This is a genomic window from Saccharothrix stipae, assembly GCF_054781895.1.
This window is the reverse complement of record NZ_BAAGTN010000022.1, coordinates 171,097-185,888: the sequence shown is the minus strand read 5'-3', so window position 1 is coordinate 185,888 and position 14,792 is coordinate 171,097. Positions and strand designations below refer to the sequence as shown.

At 72.6% G+C, this 14,792-nt stretch carries 16 protein-coding genes; 9 read left to right on the top strand and 7 right to left on the bottom strand.

What is annotated here, in order from left to right; genetic code table 11:
* Positions 1-696: 696 nt before the first annotated feature.
* Positions 697-1,278, bottom strand: a complete 582-nt coding sequence (locus ACYVLT_RS35875) for a snapalysin family zinc-dependent metalloprotease (RefSeq protein ID WP_461124609.1) — start codon at positions 1,276-1,278, stop codon at positions 697-699.
* A gap of 199 nt (positions 1,279-1,477) precedes the next feature.
* On the opposite strand from ACYVLT_RS35875, the gene ACYVLT_RS35870 reads away from it, so the two are divergent.
* Both ACYVLT_RS35870 and ACYVLT_RS35865 read left to right on the top strand, forming a co-directional pair.
* The gene (locus tag ACYVLT_RS35870; protein ID WP_461124608.1) at positions 1,478-2,059 is read left to right on the top strand and encodes a PadR family transcriptional regulator; all 582 of its coding nucleotides are present in this window, start codon (positions 1,478-1,480) and stop codon (positions 2,057-2,059) included.
* Positions 2,056-3,231 carry an FAD-dependent oxidoreductase gene (locus tag ACYVLT_RS35865; protein ID WP_461124607.1) on the top strand — a complete coding sequence of 392 codons (1,176 nt, stop codon included), beginning with the start codon at positions 2,056-2,058 and terminating at the stop codon, positions 3,229-3,231. Before ACYVLT_RS35870 ends, ACYVLT_RS35865 begins: the two co-directional genes overlap by 4 nt.
* On the opposite strand, the gene ACYVLT_RS35860 is transcribed toward ACYVLT_RS35865, so the two are convergent.
* Positions 3,218-3,688 carry a GNAT family N-acetyltransferase gene (locus ACYVLT_RS35860; RefSeq protein ID WP_461124606.1) on the bottom strand — a complete coding sequence of 157 codons (471 nt, stop codon included), beginning with the start codon at positions 3,686-3,688 and terminating at the stop codon, positions 3,218-3,220. The genes ACYVLT_RS35865 and ACYVLT_RS35860 overlap by 14 nt on opposite strands.
* A gap of 60 nt (positions 3,689-3,748) precedes the next feature.
* Between ACYVLT_RS35860 and ACYVLT_RS35855 the strand changes: the two genes are divergently transcribed.
* Positions 3,749-4,408, top strand: coding sequence for a TetR/AcrR family transcriptional regulator (locus ACYVLT_RS35855; protein WP_461124605.1), 660 nt, complete (start codon positions 3,749-3,751; stop codon positions 4,406-4,408).
* Here the strand turns inward: ACYVLT_RS35855 and ACYVLT_RS35850 are convergent.
* The gene (locus ACYVLT_RS35850; protein ID WP_461124604.1) at positions 4,335-4,904 is read right to left on the bottom strand and encodes a TetR/AcrR family transcriptional regulator; all 570 of its coding nucleotides are present in this window, start codon (positions 4,902-4,904) and stop codon (positions 4,335-4,337) included. The genes ACYVLT_RS35855 and ACYVLT_RS35850 overlap by 74 nt on opposite strands.
* A gap of 91 nt (positions 4,905-4,995) precedes the next feature.
* Here ACYVLT_RS35850 and ACYVLT_RS35845 point away from each other — a divergent pair, with 91 nt between their 5' ends.
* Positions 4,996-5,421 (top strand): DUF4267 domain-containing protein, encoded by a 426-nt coding sequence (locus ACYVLT_RS35845; RefSeq protein ID WP_461124603.1) that lies wholly within the window; start codon positions 4,996-4,998, stop codon positions 5,419-5,421.
* Here the strand turns inward: ACYVLT_RS35845 and ACYVLT_RS35840 are convergent.
* The gene (locus tag ACYVLT_RS35840) at positions 5,339-6,229 is read right to left on the bottom strand and encodes a class I SAM-dependent methyltransferase (protein ID WP_461124602.1); all 891 of its coding nucleotides are present in this window, start codon (positions 6,227-6,229) and stop codon (positions 5,339-5,341) included. The two genes, ACYVLT_RS35845 and ACYVLT_RS35840, sit on opposite strands and share 83 nt — an antisense overlap.
* A 138-nt stretch (positions 6,230-6,367) precedes the next feature.
* A complete protein-coding gene (locus tag ACYVLT_RS35835) occupies positions 6,368-6,967 on the bottom strand; it encodes a TetR/AcrR family transcriptional regulator (RefSeq protein ID WP_461124601.1) in 600 nt (199 codons plus the stop codon).
* 141 nt (positions 6,968-7,108) lie between these two features.
* Here ACYVLT_RS35835 and ACYVLT_RS35830 point away from each other — a divergent pair, with 141 nt between their 5' ends.
* The 3 genes from ACYVLT_RS35830 (at position 7,109) to ACYVLT_RS35820 (ending at position 10,848) form a co-directional block, all read left to right on the top strand.
* A complete protein-coding gene (locus ACYVLT_RS35830; protein WP_461124600.1) occupies positions 7,109-8,239 on the top strand; it encodes an NADH:flavin oxidoreductase in 1,131 nt (376 codons plus the stop codon).
* A 381-nt stretch (positions 8,240-8,620) separates the two neighbouring features.
* Positions 8,621-9,481, top strand: coding sequence for a WXG100 family type VII secretion target (locus tag ACYVLT_RS35825; protein WP_461124599.1), 861 nt, complete (start codon positions 8,621-8,623; stop codon positions 9,479-9,481).
* Complete coding sequence (locus ACYVLT_RS35820) at positions 9,481-10,848, top strand: hypothetical protein (RefSeq protein ID WP_461124598.1); 1,368 nt, start codon at positions 9,481-9,483, stop codon at positions 10,846-10,848. The genes ACYVLT_RS35825 and ACYVLT_RS35820 overlap by 1 nt, the downstream gene beginning before the upstream one ends.
* A 39-nt stretch (positions 10,849-10,887) precedes the next feature.
* Here the strand turns inward: ACYVLT_RS35820 and ACYVLT_RS35815 are convergent, their stop codons facing one another.
* Together ACYVLT_RS35815 and ACYVLT_RS35810 are read right to left on the bottom strand one after the other, a co-directional pair.
* A complete protein-coding gene (locus tag ACYVLT_RS35815) occupies positions 10,888-12,387 on the bottom strand; it encodes a hypothetical protein (RefSeq protein ID WP_461124597.1) in 1,500 nt (499 codons plus the stop codon).
* Between the two features lie 98 nt (positions 12,388-12,485).
* A complete protein-coding gene (locus ACYVLT_RS35810; RefSeq protein ID WP_461124641.1) occupies positions 12,486-13,391 on the bottom strand; it encodes an NADP-dependent oxidoreductase in 906 nt (301 codons plus the stop codon).
* Between the two features lie 60 nt (positions 13,392-13,451).
* On the opposite strand from ACYVLT_RS35810, the gene ACYVLT_RS35805 reads away from it, so the two are divergent.
* Positions 13,452-14,081, top strand: coding sequence for a TetR/AcrR family transcriptional regulator (locus ACYVLT_RS35805; protein ID WP_461124640.1), 630 nt, complete (start codon positions 13,452-13,454; stop codon positions 14,079-14,081).
* A 91-nt stretch (positions 14,082-14,172) separates the two neighbouring features.
* Positions 14,173-14,790: an FMN-dependent NADH-azoreductase gene (locus ACYVLT_RS35800; RefSeq protein ID WP_461124596.1), complete on the top strand. Its 618-nt coding sequence runs from the start codon at positions 14,173-14,175 to the stop codon at positions 14,788-14,790.
* The last annotated feature ends 2 nt before the right edge of the window (positions 14,791-14,792 follow it).

The window sequence follows — 14,792 nt, the reverse complement described above, 5'->3', positions numbered from 1 at the left end:
CCGGTATGCGGGTCGAGAGCGTCGCGCTGCGCGGTGACGCCCGCGCCATGGTGACGGTGAGCCTCAGCAAGGACTACTTCGAGCGCTACGTGGAGCTCTGGCACCTGGACGAGGGGGGCTCGCCGACCCGCGCCGGCCCCATGCTGGTCGAGCAGGGCCAGGTCCGCGCGGTGTTCAGCCCGGACGGCCGGTTCCTGGCCCTGGTCAACGAGACCGCCAAGACCATCGACGTGCTCGACGTCGCCGACCCGTCGGCTCCCCGGCACTGGGCCCGGCTGACGGACCTGTCGCTGTCCGAGCTGGTGGTGGACTTCGCCGCGGACAACGCGGCGTTGGCGATCGGCGGCCGACCGGAGCTGGTCCAGGTGTGGGACATCGCCACGCCGGGGGAACCGCGACAGGTGGCGGCCATCGAGGGTCTGCCCGCCGCCGTGGACTACTCGCACTACCACCCGGCGTCGCGGGAGTTGACGGTCTCCGACCCCGCCGGCACCCAGTGGCGGTTCGACCTCGACGACGCGCGCCTGTTGGGCGAGGCCTGTGCGTGGCCGGGCGTGGACGACGACGACGTGAGCTGGCACCGGACCTTCCCCGGCGTGGAGCAACGGTCCCTGTGCCCGTGAGACGGCGCTGAGGCGCGCGTTGTCCGCGCTGCGCCCGTGAGGCGGCTCGCGCCACCTCACGGGCGGTCACGCGTCAGTACACGAAGCACTCCGCGCGCGTGTGCACGGTCGCGTCGTACCCGGCGGCACGCACGTCGGTCGCGGCGAACTGGCCCGCGAACCGGCGCTCGACCTCGGCCCGCTCGGCCGCGTTCGGCAGGTCGTTGCGGCACGAGATCGGCGCGCTGGAGCCCGACATCAGGTCGGCGCACAGCCCGGTCCGCCGGTCCGGCAGGCCGAGGATGTGCCCGATCTCGTGGGTGGAGATCCGGGGCCGGTAGTAGCCCTGCTGCACGGCCTGGCGTCCCATGTAGACGGTGCCGTTGCCGAGGGACGTGACGTAGGCGCGCGGCCAGCCGTTGTCCGCCAGGATGCGGATGTTGACCGGCGTGCCGGTGGCCCGGCGGGCGAGCTTGACGTTGCTGACCGAGTTGTTCCAGTTCGTCGCGGCACGATCCCAGTCCGCGACGAACTCCTGGGCCTGGCTCACGTCGTAGTACAGCGTGCGCACCAGAGCCTGCGGCTGCGCCGACGCGCTGGGCGCGGCCACCGCGATCAGCGGCAACAGCAGGCCCAGCACGCTGACGAGGACACGCGCGGCCTTTCGTACGAGCATGGTGGTCTCCTTGGGGTACAGGGAAGGGAGCCGTGTGACAGGGGAGGCTCCCGCCACCAACGAACCAGCAGGTAGCCGGTTGTCACCAGCCCCATACGTAGGGTTGTTCGGACCACTGCCCGGCGGAACCGTTCGTCGACACCGATAGTTGACCCTGACTAGTTGCTCGTGGATAGTCAGAGCTGACTAGGAGGTGGCGGTGGCGTCCAAGCGCAAGGTCGGCAACCTGCTCGGGTTGGCCGTGCTCGGCTATCTCGTCCGCGAGCCCATGCACCCCTACGAGCTGAGCCGGCTCATGCGGGCGCACGGGGACGATCGCAGCATCAAGTTCACCCACGGCTCGCTCTACATGGTGTTCGGGCAGCTCGCCAAGGCCGGGTTCATCGTGGAGCGGGAGACGTCCCGGGAGGGGCAGCGGCCGGAGCGGACGGTCTACGCGTTGACCGACGCCGGGCGGGCGGAGCTGAAGGACTGGATGCGCGAGCTCGTCGCCGAACCGCGGCCCGAGTACCCGCGGTTCGTCGCCGCGCTGTCGATGATCGCGGCGTTGCACCCCGACGAGGTCGCCGGCCTGCTGCGGGACCGGCTGGACGGGCTCGCCGGGCAGCTGGCGGAGGCCGAGGCGGTCATCGCGGGAGCCGACGCGCACCCGCTGTTCCTGGTCGAGGAGGAGTACCGGATCGCGCTGCTGAACGCCGAGGTGGCGTTCGTGCGGCACTTCCTGGAGCGCATCGAGGACTGGCGCCCGCTGTGGGCGGGCTTCCACGAGGAGGAACGATGAGAGCGACCGTCATCGGCGGCGGCATCGGCGGACCCGTCGCCGCGATCGCGTTGCGCAAGGCCGGGATCGAGGCGAGCGTCCACGAGCGCTACGACCGCACCGCCGACGGCTCGGGCGGCGCGCTGAGCATCGCGCCGAACGGGTTGCAGGCGCTGGACGTCCTGGGGTTGGCCGACGCGGTGCGCGGGATCGGCACGCCGATGACCGCGATGGAGTTGCAGACCTGGACGGGTCGCACGCTCGGCCGGTTCGGCAGCGAGCCGCCGCAGTTGCTGGTGTGGCGGTCCGACCTCCACCGGGTGCTGCGCGAGGAGGCGGTGGGGCGCGGCATCACCATCGAGCACGGCAAGGAACTCGTCGACGCCGTCGACCGCGGTTCGCACGTCACCGCGCGCTTCGCCGACGGGTCCGAGCGGGACTCCGACCTCCTGGTCGGCGCGGACGGCATCCGGTCCACCGTGCGCCGGATCGTCGACCCGGATGCGCCTGGCCCGCGTTACGCCGGTCTGCTCGGCTTCGGCGCCCGGGTGGCGCGCACCGGCGAACCGTCGACCGGCGGCGCCATGCGGCTGGTCTCGGGCAAGCGGGCGTTCTTCGGCTACCAGGTCGACGACGACGGCTCCGGCGGGTGGTTCGCCAACCTGCCCCGCAGGACACCGCTGACCACGGCGCAAGCCCGCGCCACCGAACCCGGGCGGTGGCTGGACGTGCTCGGCGAGGCCTTCGCGGCCGACCGCACGCCCGCCGTCCGGATGATCGGGGCCACCGACCCGGCCGCTCTCGTGGTGACCGGCGCGTTGGAGGACGTGCCGAGCGTGCCCCGGTGGAGTCGTGGCCGGATGGTGCTGATCGGCGACGCGGCGCACGCCACGTCACCCAGTTCGGGGCAGGGCGCTTCGCTGGCGTTCGAGAGCGCCGTGCAGCTGGCCCGTTGCCTGCGCGACCTGCCGCACGAGGACGCGTTCCGGGTCTACGAGACGCTGCGCCGGGGGAGGGTGGAGCGGATCATCGCCCAGGCCGCGCGGACGAACCGCGACAAGGCCGCCGGTCCCGTCGGCCGGGTGCTGCGCGACGCGCTGCTGCCGCTGGCGTTCAAGTTCGTCGACCCGGCCAGGTTCACCTGGCAGTTCGACCACCGCATCGAGTGGGACGACACCCTCACGCCCGCGTGACGGCGGGCAGCCGGCGGGCGTAGCAGACCGACTCCGGCTCACCGCGGTACGGGCCGAAGTTGTCGATGCGGTGGTAGCCCTCGCGTTCGTAGAAGCGCATCGCGTCCGGCTGCCGGGTACCGGTCTCCAGCAGCAGGTCCACCACGCCGGACCGGCGCGCCTGGTCCTCCAGCGCCCGCAGGATCCGCGCGGCCGCCCCCGTGCCGCGTGCCGCGGGCTCGACGTACATCCGCTTCACCTCGGCCGTGCCCGGTTCGAGCAACCGCAGGCCGCCGCACCCGACGGCACGCCCGTCCCGGTCACGGGCCACCACGAACACCGCGACGTCGTGCGCTCCCGGCGCTTCGCCCGGCTCGTGGTCGTCCGTGCCGTACCGGACGTCGAGCTCCGCGCGTTGCGCCGCGCGCAGCCGCGTGCCGTCGGGGCCGTCCCACGGTTCGACGATGACTTCGATCACTGCCGCCTCCTTCGTAACGATCGTTACCGTAACAGGCGGTACGATAAGGCGGGAGCGCTCGTGGGGGAGGACACAGTGGCCAGGAAGAAGGACGTGCAAAGGGCTCGGGAGCGCCTGTCCGCCGCGGTCTGGTCCGTGCTGGCCGAACGAGGGCTGACCGGGCTGACCCTGCGCGCCGTCGCCGAACGGGCGGGGTGCACCACCGGGCTCGTGCTGCACACGTTCCCGGACAAGCGGGCGTTGCTCGTGCACGCGCGGGAGACGTTGCACCGGCGCACCGCCGTCCGGGCGGACGCCGCCGAGCAGGGCGCGCCGGACGCGGTGGGCAAGCTCGAAGCCGTGCTGTCGCAGGCGGTCACGCCGACCGACAACCACGACGAGTCGCGCGTGTGGGTGGGGTTCCTGGCCGCCTCGCTCGCCGACCCCGTGCTGGCCGACGTGCACGTCGCCCACAGCCGCGCGTTCCTGCGCCGGTTGGAACGGCTGCTCGTACCGGTCCGCCCGGAGTGGGACGACGCCCGCCGCGCCCAGGCGGCGAAATCGCTCGTCGCCCTGGTCGAGGGCTTCAACGTGCTCGCCGTGCGCGATCCCGACACCTACGCGCAGGACGTGAAGGACACCGCGATCAAGGCGGCGGTCGCCGGGCTCAGCCGAACCGGCCCAGCAGCAGGTCCAGCCGGGCCCGGTGGTGGTCGGGGCGCAGCCGTCCGCCCCGGTTGAGGGTGGCCTGGCCGTGCAACGCGCTCCACAGGACCTCGACCAGGGTCTCCGGGTCGTCGTCGCCGGCCACCGGTACGACGACGGCGAGGAACTCGCCGTACGCGGCACGCAGTTCGGGCGGTGTCTCGGTCGTGCCGAACGACAGGTCGACCTCCCGCACGAACATGGCGTCGTAGAGCGCGGGCCGGGTGGCGGCGAAGTCCGTGTAGGCGTCCGCGAGCGCGCGTAGGGCCTTCTTGGGCGAACGGTGGGCCGTGCGGGCGTCGCGCAGCCGTTCGGTCAGATCGCGGAAACCCTGCACGGCGACGGCGCGCACGATCGCGTCCTTGCCCTTGAAGTGGCTGTAGAGCACCGGCTGGCTGTACTCGACCCGCTCGGCCAGGCGGCGGGTGGTGACCGCGTCCCAGCCCTCGGCCTCCGCCAGTTCCCGGGCCGCGTCGACGATCAACCGGTGGCGTTCGGCGCGTTCGCGCTCACGGCGTTCCTGGATGGACACGCCTCGGATTCTAGCAGTGCTAGACATTCGAGCGCGGTTCACGTTAGTGTTGCTCTCGTACCTAGCACTGCTAGAAAATGGAGTCGGCATCATGTCCCACCAGCGGATCAACACCGTTCTCGCCGCGCTCGTCGTCCTCGCCGGCTTCTACTTCGGCCTCGGCTTCCTGCTCGACCCGCAGTCCGCGGCGGCCGGGTTCGGGATCGACCCGTGGCCGGAGGGATCGGGCTACTTCGTGGTCAAGGGCGTCCGCGACATCGCCTACGCGCTGACCGCGCTCATCCTGCTGCTGTCCGGGCACCGCCGGGCCCTGGGCTGGGTGGTGCTGGCGGACGCGATCATCCCGATCGGTGACTGCATCGCGGTGTTCACCAACGGCGGCACGGTGGCCTACGCGCTGGCCGTGCACGGTTCGGCCGCCGTGCTGGTCGTCGTCATCGGTGCGTCGCTGCTGTGGGAGACCCGGAAGCGGTCAGCAGGAACGCGGGCGACCACCAGTAGTCGTGCAGCCGGGTGACCCGGACGTCGGTGAACCCGGCCCGTTCGACCTGGTCCGCCCACCGCGACGCGGGCTGCTCCCAGGTCGACCGGGTCGCGCCCGGCACCAGCTGGCCGGTCAGCACCGGCATCAGGAAACCCTGCGCCACCAAGGCCCGGTCGGCGTCGTACTCGGTCACCCCGCGCTCGTAGGCCTCGGCCAGGAACCGGCGGTGCTCCGGGCTCGCGTGCGGCAGGTCCGGCACGTCGAACTCGACCACGGCGAGCACGCCGACGTGCCCGACCAGGTCGGCGAGCACGCCGTCGCGCACCTCGTGCGGCAGCGTGTGCAGGGCGAACGTCGACTGGGCCACGTCGAACACCGCGGTTGCGGGCAGTGCCGCCGCGAACGGCTCGACCCTGGTGTGCCGTGCGTCCACCCGGGGTCCGTCGCCCTCGAACCCGGCCAGCGCCCGTACGGCGGTGTCGAGCAGCGCGGCGGAGGGCTCGACCAGCGTCACGGACGCGGGGGCGTGCGGCGAGGCCAGCGCGGGCAGCAGCGTCCGGCCGTCACCGCAGCCGATGTCCAGCAGGCTCGCCGGTCGGGCATCGGCGTAGACGTGCCCCAGCGCACCGGTGACCGCCTGGTAGAGGCCCACGTTGCCGCCGCCGTCGATGAACGCCTCGAACGCCGCCGGCTGGTCGTACAGCGACCCGTTCCGCATGGCGTCCAGGTGCTCGGCCAGTTCCCGGGCCAACGGCGTGTCGCCACCGCGTGCCGCCACCCTGGCCCGGTCGATGTCGCCGTCGGCCAGCGCTCGCAGGGCTTCGTCGATGTAGGTCGTCACCGCACGAGCTAACCAAACCACCGCCGTTCGCGTTCCGAGCGTTGAACTCGGGGGTCCTGAACGTAGGACACGCGCGTTCTGAACGTAGGACACGCGCGTGCTGGAGGTGGCGCTCTTGGCGGGAGAGGCGGCGGGGCCTCACGCCGTCGGCAGTGCCGTGGTGTGGGTAGGTCGAAGACCGTCGAGGGCGATGCGCAGTTGCCGTTGCCACACCCGTGCACCGTGGTCCCCGACCAGCTGCACGGTGTGGCTCAACGTGGCCAGCAGCAGTGCCAGGTCGCCCGTGGTCGCATCGGCGCGCAGCTCCCCGGCCTCCTGGGCGCGGGTGCGCAGGTCGTCGAGCACGGGGTACAGCAGGCGCGCGCAGTCCAGGGCCGGGCCGCTCCAGTTGTGGCCGTACGCCTCCACGACGGCCCGGTGGCACGCCTGCGTCGCCAGCGCGTGCTCGTAGAACCCCTCCAGCGCGGCCCGCGGGTCGTCGGTGCCGGCGGCCGCCTCGCGCGCCGCGCCCGCCCAGGCGGTGAACTCGCGGTCGAGGACCGTGCCGAGGAGGTCCTCCTTGGTGGGGAAGTGCCGGTAGAGCGTGCCCATGCCGACACCGCTGCGCTGGGCGATCTCCCGGACGTCCACCCCGCTGCCCTGCTCGGCGAGCACCTCGGTGGCGGCCTCGATGATCGCCGCGCGGTTGCGCTCGGCATCGGCGCGGAGGGGGCGCCGGGACGACGTGTCGGTGGCCACACCGCCAGCATAGTCCGTGGTCGCCCACTAGCGGAGCACGTGCTCCGCTAGTGCTAGCCTCAAGAGGAGCAAGCGCTCCGCTTCTTTTCCCTGAGATCCACCGTCAAATCCCGTCGAGGGCTTCTACCGCCGAGGATGCACATGACCACGCCCGCGCGCACCGCGATCGACACCGCGCCGCTGTTCCGGCCCTTCTCCGCCGGCTCGCTCGACCTGCCGAACCGGGTCGTGATGGCCCCCATGACCAGGCAGTTCTCCCCGGGTGGCGTCCCGGGTGAGAACGTGGCCGACTACTACGGCCGCCGGGCCGCGGGCGGCGTGGGCCTGATCGTCACCGAGGGCACCTACGTCGGGCACCCCAGCGCCGGCGAGAGCGCCGACGTGCCGCGCTTCCACGGCGAGGACGCCCTGGCCGGCTGGGCGCGCGTCGTGGAGCGCGTGCACGCCGAGGGCGGCCGGATCGTGCCGCAGCTGTGGCACGTGGGCGCGGCCCGCACGCCCGGCGCGCCGCCCGTGCCGGAGGCACCCGTGTTCACCCCGTCGGGCCTGAAGCTGGACGGCACCCCGATCGGCGAGGCCGGCCCGGTGCCGACCGCCGCCGACCTGGAGGCCGTGGTCACCGCGTTCGCCGAGGCGGCCGCGGCCGCGCAGCGGCTGGGCTTCGACGGCGTGGAGCTGCACGGGGCCCACGGCTACCTGCTCGACAACTTCCTGTGGGAGGTCACCAACCGGCGCACGGACGCCCACGGCGGCAGCCCGGTCGCCCGGACGCGCCTGGTCGCCGAGGTCGTGGCGGCGGTGCGCGCCGCGACGTCGCCCGACTTCCCGGTCATCCTGCGCCTCTCGCAGTGGAAGCCCACCGCGTACGACGCCAAGCTGGCGCACACGCCGCAGGAGCTGGAGGCGGTCCTGACGCCGCTGGTGGAGGCCGGGGTGGACGTCTTCCACGGCTCGACGCGCCGCTACTGGCAGCCCGAGTTCGAGGGTTCGGCGCTGAACTTCGCCGGCTGGATCAAGAAGATCACCGGTCGGCCCACCATCTCCGTCGGCTCGGTCGGCCTGGACGGCGAGTTCCTGGCGACCTTCGCCGGCCAGACCCCGTCGCCCACGGGCATCGACCAGCTCGTGGAGCGACTGGCCGCGGACGAGTTCGACCTGATCGCCGTGGGCCGGGCGCTGCTGGCCGACCCCGAGTGGGCCCGCAAGGTCGAGAAGGGCGACGTCGCGGGCGTCACCCCGTTCACCCGGGACGCGCTGGCCTCGCTGGTCTGAGCCGGACCGCACCTCGGCCACACCTGGACCCGTGCGGCCGAGGTCGGCGAAGGGTTCGTCCCCGGCTCCGACGACCGCGACATGGCGGTGGGCGCCCTGGAGCCCGCGTTCCGCGCAGGGCCGCCTGCGTGACCCCGGTGCCGACCTTCGCCGAGGCGGCCGACCGCCCGCACCTCGGGGCCAGGCCACGCCCCTGGGCACGCCACGGGGCGCGCCCCGCTTCCGCCGCCACCCCGCACCGTCGCCGTGACCTGCGGCGTTGCCCGGGAGTTGGTCGGACGTTGGTGTGTCGTTGGTGCGCCGCGCTCCACTGCACGTGCAGGAATCCGAGCAGGGGGAGAACTCCGTGGGAACGCGCGCGACCCGGGCAGGTGGCAGGCGATGACGGACCAGTGGACCGGCGCCGGCATCTTCGAGAGCTACGCCAGTTTCGTCAAGACGATCGAGGGCGACGCCCAGAGCGAGACCGAACGCGTCCTGGACATCACGTTCGGCGCGATCGACGTGGTCGCCTCGACCGTCGCGCTGGCGATCGACCCGATCGGCACCCTGCTGGCGGCCGGCATCGGGTGGCTGATCGAGCACGTCAGCTTCCTGCGCGAGCCGCTGGACATGCTGATGGGCGACCGCGACGCGATCCAGGCGCACATCGAGCTGGTCAAGGCCGACGCCAAGCAGATCCGCGACCAGGCCGAGGTGCACAAGAGCGCGATGGCGCAGTTCACCGGCTGGGAGGGCAAGGCGGGCGAGGCCTTCAAGAAGAGCATGGACCGCCTCGGCGGCGAGCTCGACTCGTTGGCCGAGGTGGTGGACGGCACGGCGCGCGTCACCGCGGTGACCGGCACGCTGATCATCATCCTGCGCGACATCGTGCGCGACCTGATCGCCGGTCTGCTGGCCCAGCTCGTCAAGGGCGCGCTGATCGCGGCGGCGGCCGCGGTGTTCACCCTGGGCGCCTCGATCGTCGGGTTCATCGGCTACGCGGTCGGCGCCGCCACCGCGCTGGCGGTGCAGATCGGCGCCCGGATCGCCAAGCTGATCGCCGCGCTGGGCAGGCAGGCCGGGCGGCTGGGCAAGCTGGGCGGGTCGATGGGCTCGCTGGCGCAGGGCTTCTCCCGGTTCGGCGACGCGGGCGGCATCGTGCACGAGACCACCAAGGCCGGTGGCGGGTACGGCGACTTCTACGGCGACAACAAGAACGGCGCGCCGCAGTCCGGTGACCAGACCAAGGCGGCCGTCTGATGGCCCGCACCGGAGGCGGTGGCGGCTCCTCGCCGCCGCCCGGCAGCCCCGACAGCACCACCAGCACGACCAGCAACCCGTTCAGCGACAAGTACGAGGTCAGCCCGCCGCCGTCGCCGCAGAACCCGTTCGACGACTTCTACCAGATCAGCGACAACGGCAGCGCGATGAGCCTGGACAACCTGGACTGGGCGGCGCAGAACCTGGACAACGTCGGCCACGGCCTCACCACGACGAGCCAGAACCTCGGCTCGCACCAGGCGACGGCCGAGGCCTACGGCGCGTTCGGCAGCATGATCGCGTCACCGCTGAACTCCACGATCACCCAGGGCGGGGACACGACCAAGGCCGCCGCGGACGCCGCTGCCGCCGCCGCGCAGAAGGTCCGCGACTCCGCCGAGACGATGCGCACCACCGACAGCGACATCTCGGACAACCTGAGCAGCATCGGCCAGGGCGACAACGGCTACCAGGGACCGCCCGGCTCCTCCGGCGGTCGTCCCGGAGGCGGCGACGGCCGACCGGGCGACAACGGCCAGAACGACACCGTGCCACCGCCGCCCGAGGTGTCCGGCGACAGCACGATGCCGCCACCGCCGAACGCCACGCAGATGCCGAACCCGGATCCCCGGCCGCTCGGCGACCGCATCGGCGACATCCGCCAGCAGCTCGGCGTCGGCAACGACGTCGGCGGGGTCGTCGTGCCCACGGGCAACCGGCCCGGCGGTGGCCCGTACACCCTGGACACACCGGTCATGGACCTGCCGCCGGGCAACCGCCACGGGTTGACCCCGGAGCAGCAGCGGATGACGCTCGGCGAGCTGATGGGGCTCCCGCCGGAGGCCATGGCGGATCCGGAGTTCGCGGGCAGCCCGGCCAGGGACATGCTGGACATGCAGGGCGGTGGCGGCTACAACGCCGACAGCAACCTGCTCATGCTCGACGACAAGCACAACGACAACACCACGTTGCTGCACGAGATCGGGCACGCCAGGCAGAACGAGCACGGCTTCAACGACCACAACTCGCAGCGGACGTTGCTGGAGTTCCAGAACGTGCTCATCAACGAGAACGCGCACCACGGCGCGAACGGCAACCCGGACCGGCTGGCGTACGTGCCGCAGCCCGGAGCGGTCGCGCCCACCGACTGGAACGGCCTGCGCGACTACGTCCAGGGCAACCCGATCACCGTCAACGGCCAGCAGCTCACGATGAACCCCGCGCAGCGCGACCAGAGCCTGGTGCTGCTCAACCAGATCGAGCAGCTGACCGGTCCCGGCGGCCAGTACGCGGCCAACGGCGCCCAGGTGCGCGACAACCTGATCAAGGAGTTCTTCGCGAAGGAGAAGGAGATGCAGGGGCGATAGCCGCTGGGGGAAAAGGGGGGTGGCCCGGCCCCCGTGCCGCTACCCGCGGCCGGGGGCCGGGCTGCGCATCACGATCAGGTCGCCGTGCCCGCCGTACCCGAGGACGGGCTCGGCGTACTGCGTGCCGTCGAACGTGATCAGCCACCACTCGCGGCCGACCGGCAGCAGCACCGGGTGCGGGATGTTCGTGCCGTAGGGCGCGTCGAGGGTGCCGAGCTTGCGCATCGACCGGTCGTACACCGGGTACTGCCGGGCGTCGCCGTCGCTGGCGAACACGTACCACTCACGGCCGACCCGCTGGATGATCGTGCCCTCGGTCTGGTCCACCGAGGTGTCCGCGCCCACCAACCGCGTCCGCGTGTAGTCCGCGCCGGGTGCCGCGACGGCGAGCGCCGGGTGGAAGACAAACGCCGGCTGCTGCGCCTCGCTCTCCACGAACGCGAGGTGCCAGCGGTCGTTGATGCGGGTCAGCGCGGGGTCCCAGGAGCTGACCGCGGTCGGCAGCGGCAGCCGCTCGGTGCGCAGCACGTGCACGCCCTGCAACACGTTCACGGTGGTCGTGGTGTGCCGGATGTGCACGCCCCGGAACGCGAAGTCGCCCCACGAGCTCATGAGCAGGATGAACCGGCCGGTGCGGTCGTCGTACACGATCTGCCCGGCGTGGTCGCCGAGCACGACGCCGTCGCGCTCGAAGAACAGGACCGCGACCTGGTCCAGCCGCGAGGGGTCGGCCAGGTCGATCGTCCACACCGCCCAGTGCGCCTGCTGGAAGAACCCCAGACCCGCGTTGGTCATGGTCACGTACAGCTTGCCCGCGCGGATGAACGGCCTGCCGTCGGCGTGCTGCACTACGTGCGGGTCGCGGACGCCCGCCTGGCCGAAGTACCCCGCCCGCACCCGGCCCAGCCGCACGTCGCCGCCGCGCCCGCCGTAGACGTAGTCGAGGGAGCCCAGCACTGCGGGTACCCGCAGGTCGACCAGCGCCCGCACGCCGTCGCGCTCGGTCAGCACGGGTTGCCAGCCGGTGCCGGTGCCGGTGGTGTCGACCAGGACCGTGACCGCGTTCTCGTTGACCACGACGGCGAACCGGAACGCGCCGGTCACGCGCACGTCGGCGGTCTTCACCACGGTGGTCGCGCCGCCGGTGGTCACCTCGATCGTGGCCCGACCGGCGGTCGCGTCGAGCGTGCCGAGCACGGACGTGGCGCCGCCCGCGAGGCCCGCCACCACCACGCCTTCCGCGCGCTGGACCTCCACGAGCACCGAGCCGAACGGCGCCCGCGGGCGCACACCGGTGCTGACCAGCGTGCCCGCGGTGGCCGACGGCGGGGTGATCGCGCTGTCGTACTGCACGAACCGCGGCGCGACCAGGTCGAACGGGCGGTGCTTGTGCGTCACCGCGAAGTGCAGGTCGAACGGAGTCGTGGCCGGCTGACCCATCGCGGGCACGCTACCGAACAGCGTCGACACCGCCCCGACCGCGCCCGCCGCCCCGGCGTGGCGCAGCAGCGTGCGTCGATCCATGTCCCGTGCCGCCATCGGACCTCCTCGGACTCCTGCCGGTACTTGTTAACCATGTGTTACAGGCAGGTGTGACTCAGTGTCCATAGGCCGTTCGGTCCAGGGGGCGGCGCCGCTCAGGTGGTCAGCACGAGCTTCCCGCGCACGTGGCCCGCGGCGCTGACCCGGTGCGCCTCGGCCGCGTCGGCCAGCGGGAAGGTGGCGCCCACGGCGATCACGAGCTCGCCCCGCGCGGCCATGCCCGCCAGTTCGGCCAGGCGTTCGGGTGACCGCTGCTTCGGGCCCCCCGAGAACACCACGCCCAGCTCGGTGGCCGCGTTGTCGGCGATGGTGACGATGCGGTCCGTGCCGCCGCGCAGCTCGATCGAGTCTGGCAGCGCGCCCCTGCCCGCCACGTCGAACACCGCGTCGACGCCCTCGGGCGCCAACGCCCGCACCCGTCGCACCAGACCCTCGCCGTACGTGGTCGGCGTGGCCCCGAGCGCGGCGACGTGCTCCTGGTTGTCCGGGCCCGCGGTGCCGATGACCCGCAGCCCCGCCGCCACGGCCAGCTGCACGGCCATCGTGCCCACGCCGCCCGCCGCGCCGTGCACCAGCAGCGTCTCGCCCGCCCGGACGTCGAGCAGGCCGAGCACGTGGTCGGCGGTCTCGGCGGCGATGGGCAGCGCGACGGCCCGCTCCCACGGCAGGCCGGCGGGCTTGCGCGTGAACCCGCCGGCCAACGCGTACTCCGCGTACGCGCCGGTGTCGGCCCAGCCGAGCACCTCGTCGCCGACCGACGTGCCGGTGACGTCCGGTCCGACCGCGTCGACCACGCCCGCGAGCTCCAGGCCCAGGATCGTCGGCAGCGGCGTGCGGAAGAAGGCCTCCATCGCGCCGGAGCGGACCTTCACGTCGAACGGGTTCACCCCCGCCGCCCGCACCTGGATCCGCACCTGGCCGGGACCGGGCTCGGGCAACTCGACCTCGTCCGGGCGCAGCTCTTCGGGGCCGCCGAAACGGCTCAGCACAACGGCTTTCATCACGATGTCCCATTCTGTCAGTACCGGCGGACCGGACTACAGTCCGCCTCCATGACGGACATGTCCGCGCCCGGCGGTGGTGTGCACGTGGAACTGGCCCGGCTGCGGGAGTCCCCGCCCAGGGAGCGGGCGGACGCGGCGCGCAACCGGGCCAAGATCCTCGACGTGGCGGCACGGCTGTTCGCCCGGCACGGCGTCGCCGAGGTGTCGATGGACCAGATCGCCGCCGCGGCCGAGGTCGGCAAGGGCACGTTGTTCCGCCGGTTCGGCGACAAGGCGGGCTTGGCCTCGGCCCTGCTGGGCGCCCGTGAGGAGGAGTTGCAGGGCGCGATCCTGAGCGGGCCGCCGCCGTTGGGGCCGGACGCGCCGGCGGGGGAGCGGCTGATCGCGTTCACCACCGCCTACGCGGCTTTCCTGGAGGCCAACCTCGACCTCGTGCGGTTGTCGGAGACGGCCAACCCCGGCGCCCGGTACCGGACCGGCGCGTACCGGTTCTGGCACCTGCACGTGCGCATCCTGCTGACGGGGGCGCGGCCCGACCTCGACGCCGACTACTTCGCGCACGTGCTGCTCGCCCCGCTGGCCGCGGACCTGCGGCACGCGACCGCCGACGCGTTCCCCGCCGAGCGCGTCGCCGCCAACGTCGCCGACCTGGCCCGACTGGTGCTCACCGGTCGGATCGGGACGTGACCGGCGTCTCGACGCAGAAACGGACCATGGTCCGTTACAGTGGGAGTCAACCGGACTTCGGTCCGGTTCCACTGTGACGGAGGACTGGACCATGACGACCCTGCTGCACATCTCCGCGTCACCGAGGGGCGAGGCCTCGGAGTCGCGGTCGATCGCCCGCACGTTCCTTGACGCCTACCGGGCGCGCCACCCCGAGCACCGGGTGGAGGAGCTCGACCTCTGGGACGGCACGCTGCCCGCCTTCGGCCCGGACGCCGTGGCGGCCAAGATGGCGGTGTTCGCCGGTCAGGAGCCGGTCGGAGCCGCCTGGGACGCGGTGACCAGGACGTTCGACCGCTTCGCCGCCGCCGACGCCTACCTGTTCAGCGTGCCCATGTGGAACGCGGGCGTGCCGTACGTGCTCAAGCAGTTCATCGACGTGGTGAGCCAGCCCGGCCTGGTGTTCGGGTTCGACCCCGAGCGCGGCTACTCGGGTCTGCTCCAGGGCCGGAAGGCGGCCGTCGTCTACACCAGCGCCGTGTACGGGGACGGGCGCGACCCGGCGTTCGGCGCGGACTTCCAGCGGCCGTTCCTCGGTGGCTGGCTGCGCTGGGCCGGCATCACCGACCTCACCGAGGTCGAGTTCCGGCCGGACCTGGTGGCCGCCGACGTCGACCAGCGGCGCAAGCAGGCGCATGAGGACGCGGTGAGCGCGGCCGAGCGCTTCTGAGG

Bases quoted from the DNA above. Each gene is read 5' to 3' on its own strand.
- ACYVLT_RS35875 (WP_461124609.1), bottom strand. From the start codon at position 1,278: ATGCTCGTACGAAAGGCCGCGCGTGTCCTCGTCAGCGTGCTGGGCCTG.
- ACYVLT_RS35865 (WP_461124607.1), top strand. From the start codon at position 2,056: ATGAGAGCGACCGTCATCGGCGGCGGCATCGGCGGACCCGTCGCCGCG.
- ACYVLT_RS35845 (WP_461124603.1), top strand. From the start codon at position 4,996: ATGTCCCACCAGCGGATCAACACCGTTCTCGCCGCGCTCGTCGTCCTC.
- ACYVLT_RS35830 (WP_461124600.1), top strand. From the start codon at position 7,109: ATGACCACGCCCGCGCGCACCGCGATCGACACCGCGCCGCTGTTCCGG.
- ACYVLT_RS35825 (WP_461124599.1), top strand. From the start codon at position 8,621: ATGACGGACCAGTGGACCGGCGCCGGCATCTTCGAGAGCTACGCCAGT.
- ACYVLT_RS35820 (WP_461124598.1), top strand. From the start codon at position 9,481: ATGGCCCGCACCGGAGGCGGTGGCGGCTCCTCGCCGCCGCCCGGCAGC.
- ACYVLT_RS35815 (WP_461124597.1), bottom strand. From the start codon at position 12,387: ATGGCGGCACGGGACATGGATCGACGCACGCTGCTGCGCCACGCCGGG.
- ACYVLT_RS35810 (WP_461124641.1), bottom strand. From the start codon at position 13,391: ATGAAAGCCGTTGTGCTGAGCCGTTTCGGCGGCCCCGAAGAGCTGCGC.
- ACYVLT_RS35805 (WP_461124640.1), top strand. From the start codon at position 13,452: ATGTCCGCGCCCGGCGGTGGTGTGCACGTGGAACTGGCCCGGCTGCGG.
- ACYVLT_RS35800 (WP_461124596.1), top strand. From the start codon at position 14,173: ATGACGACCCTGCTGCACATCTCCGCGTCACCGAGGGGCGAGGCCTCG.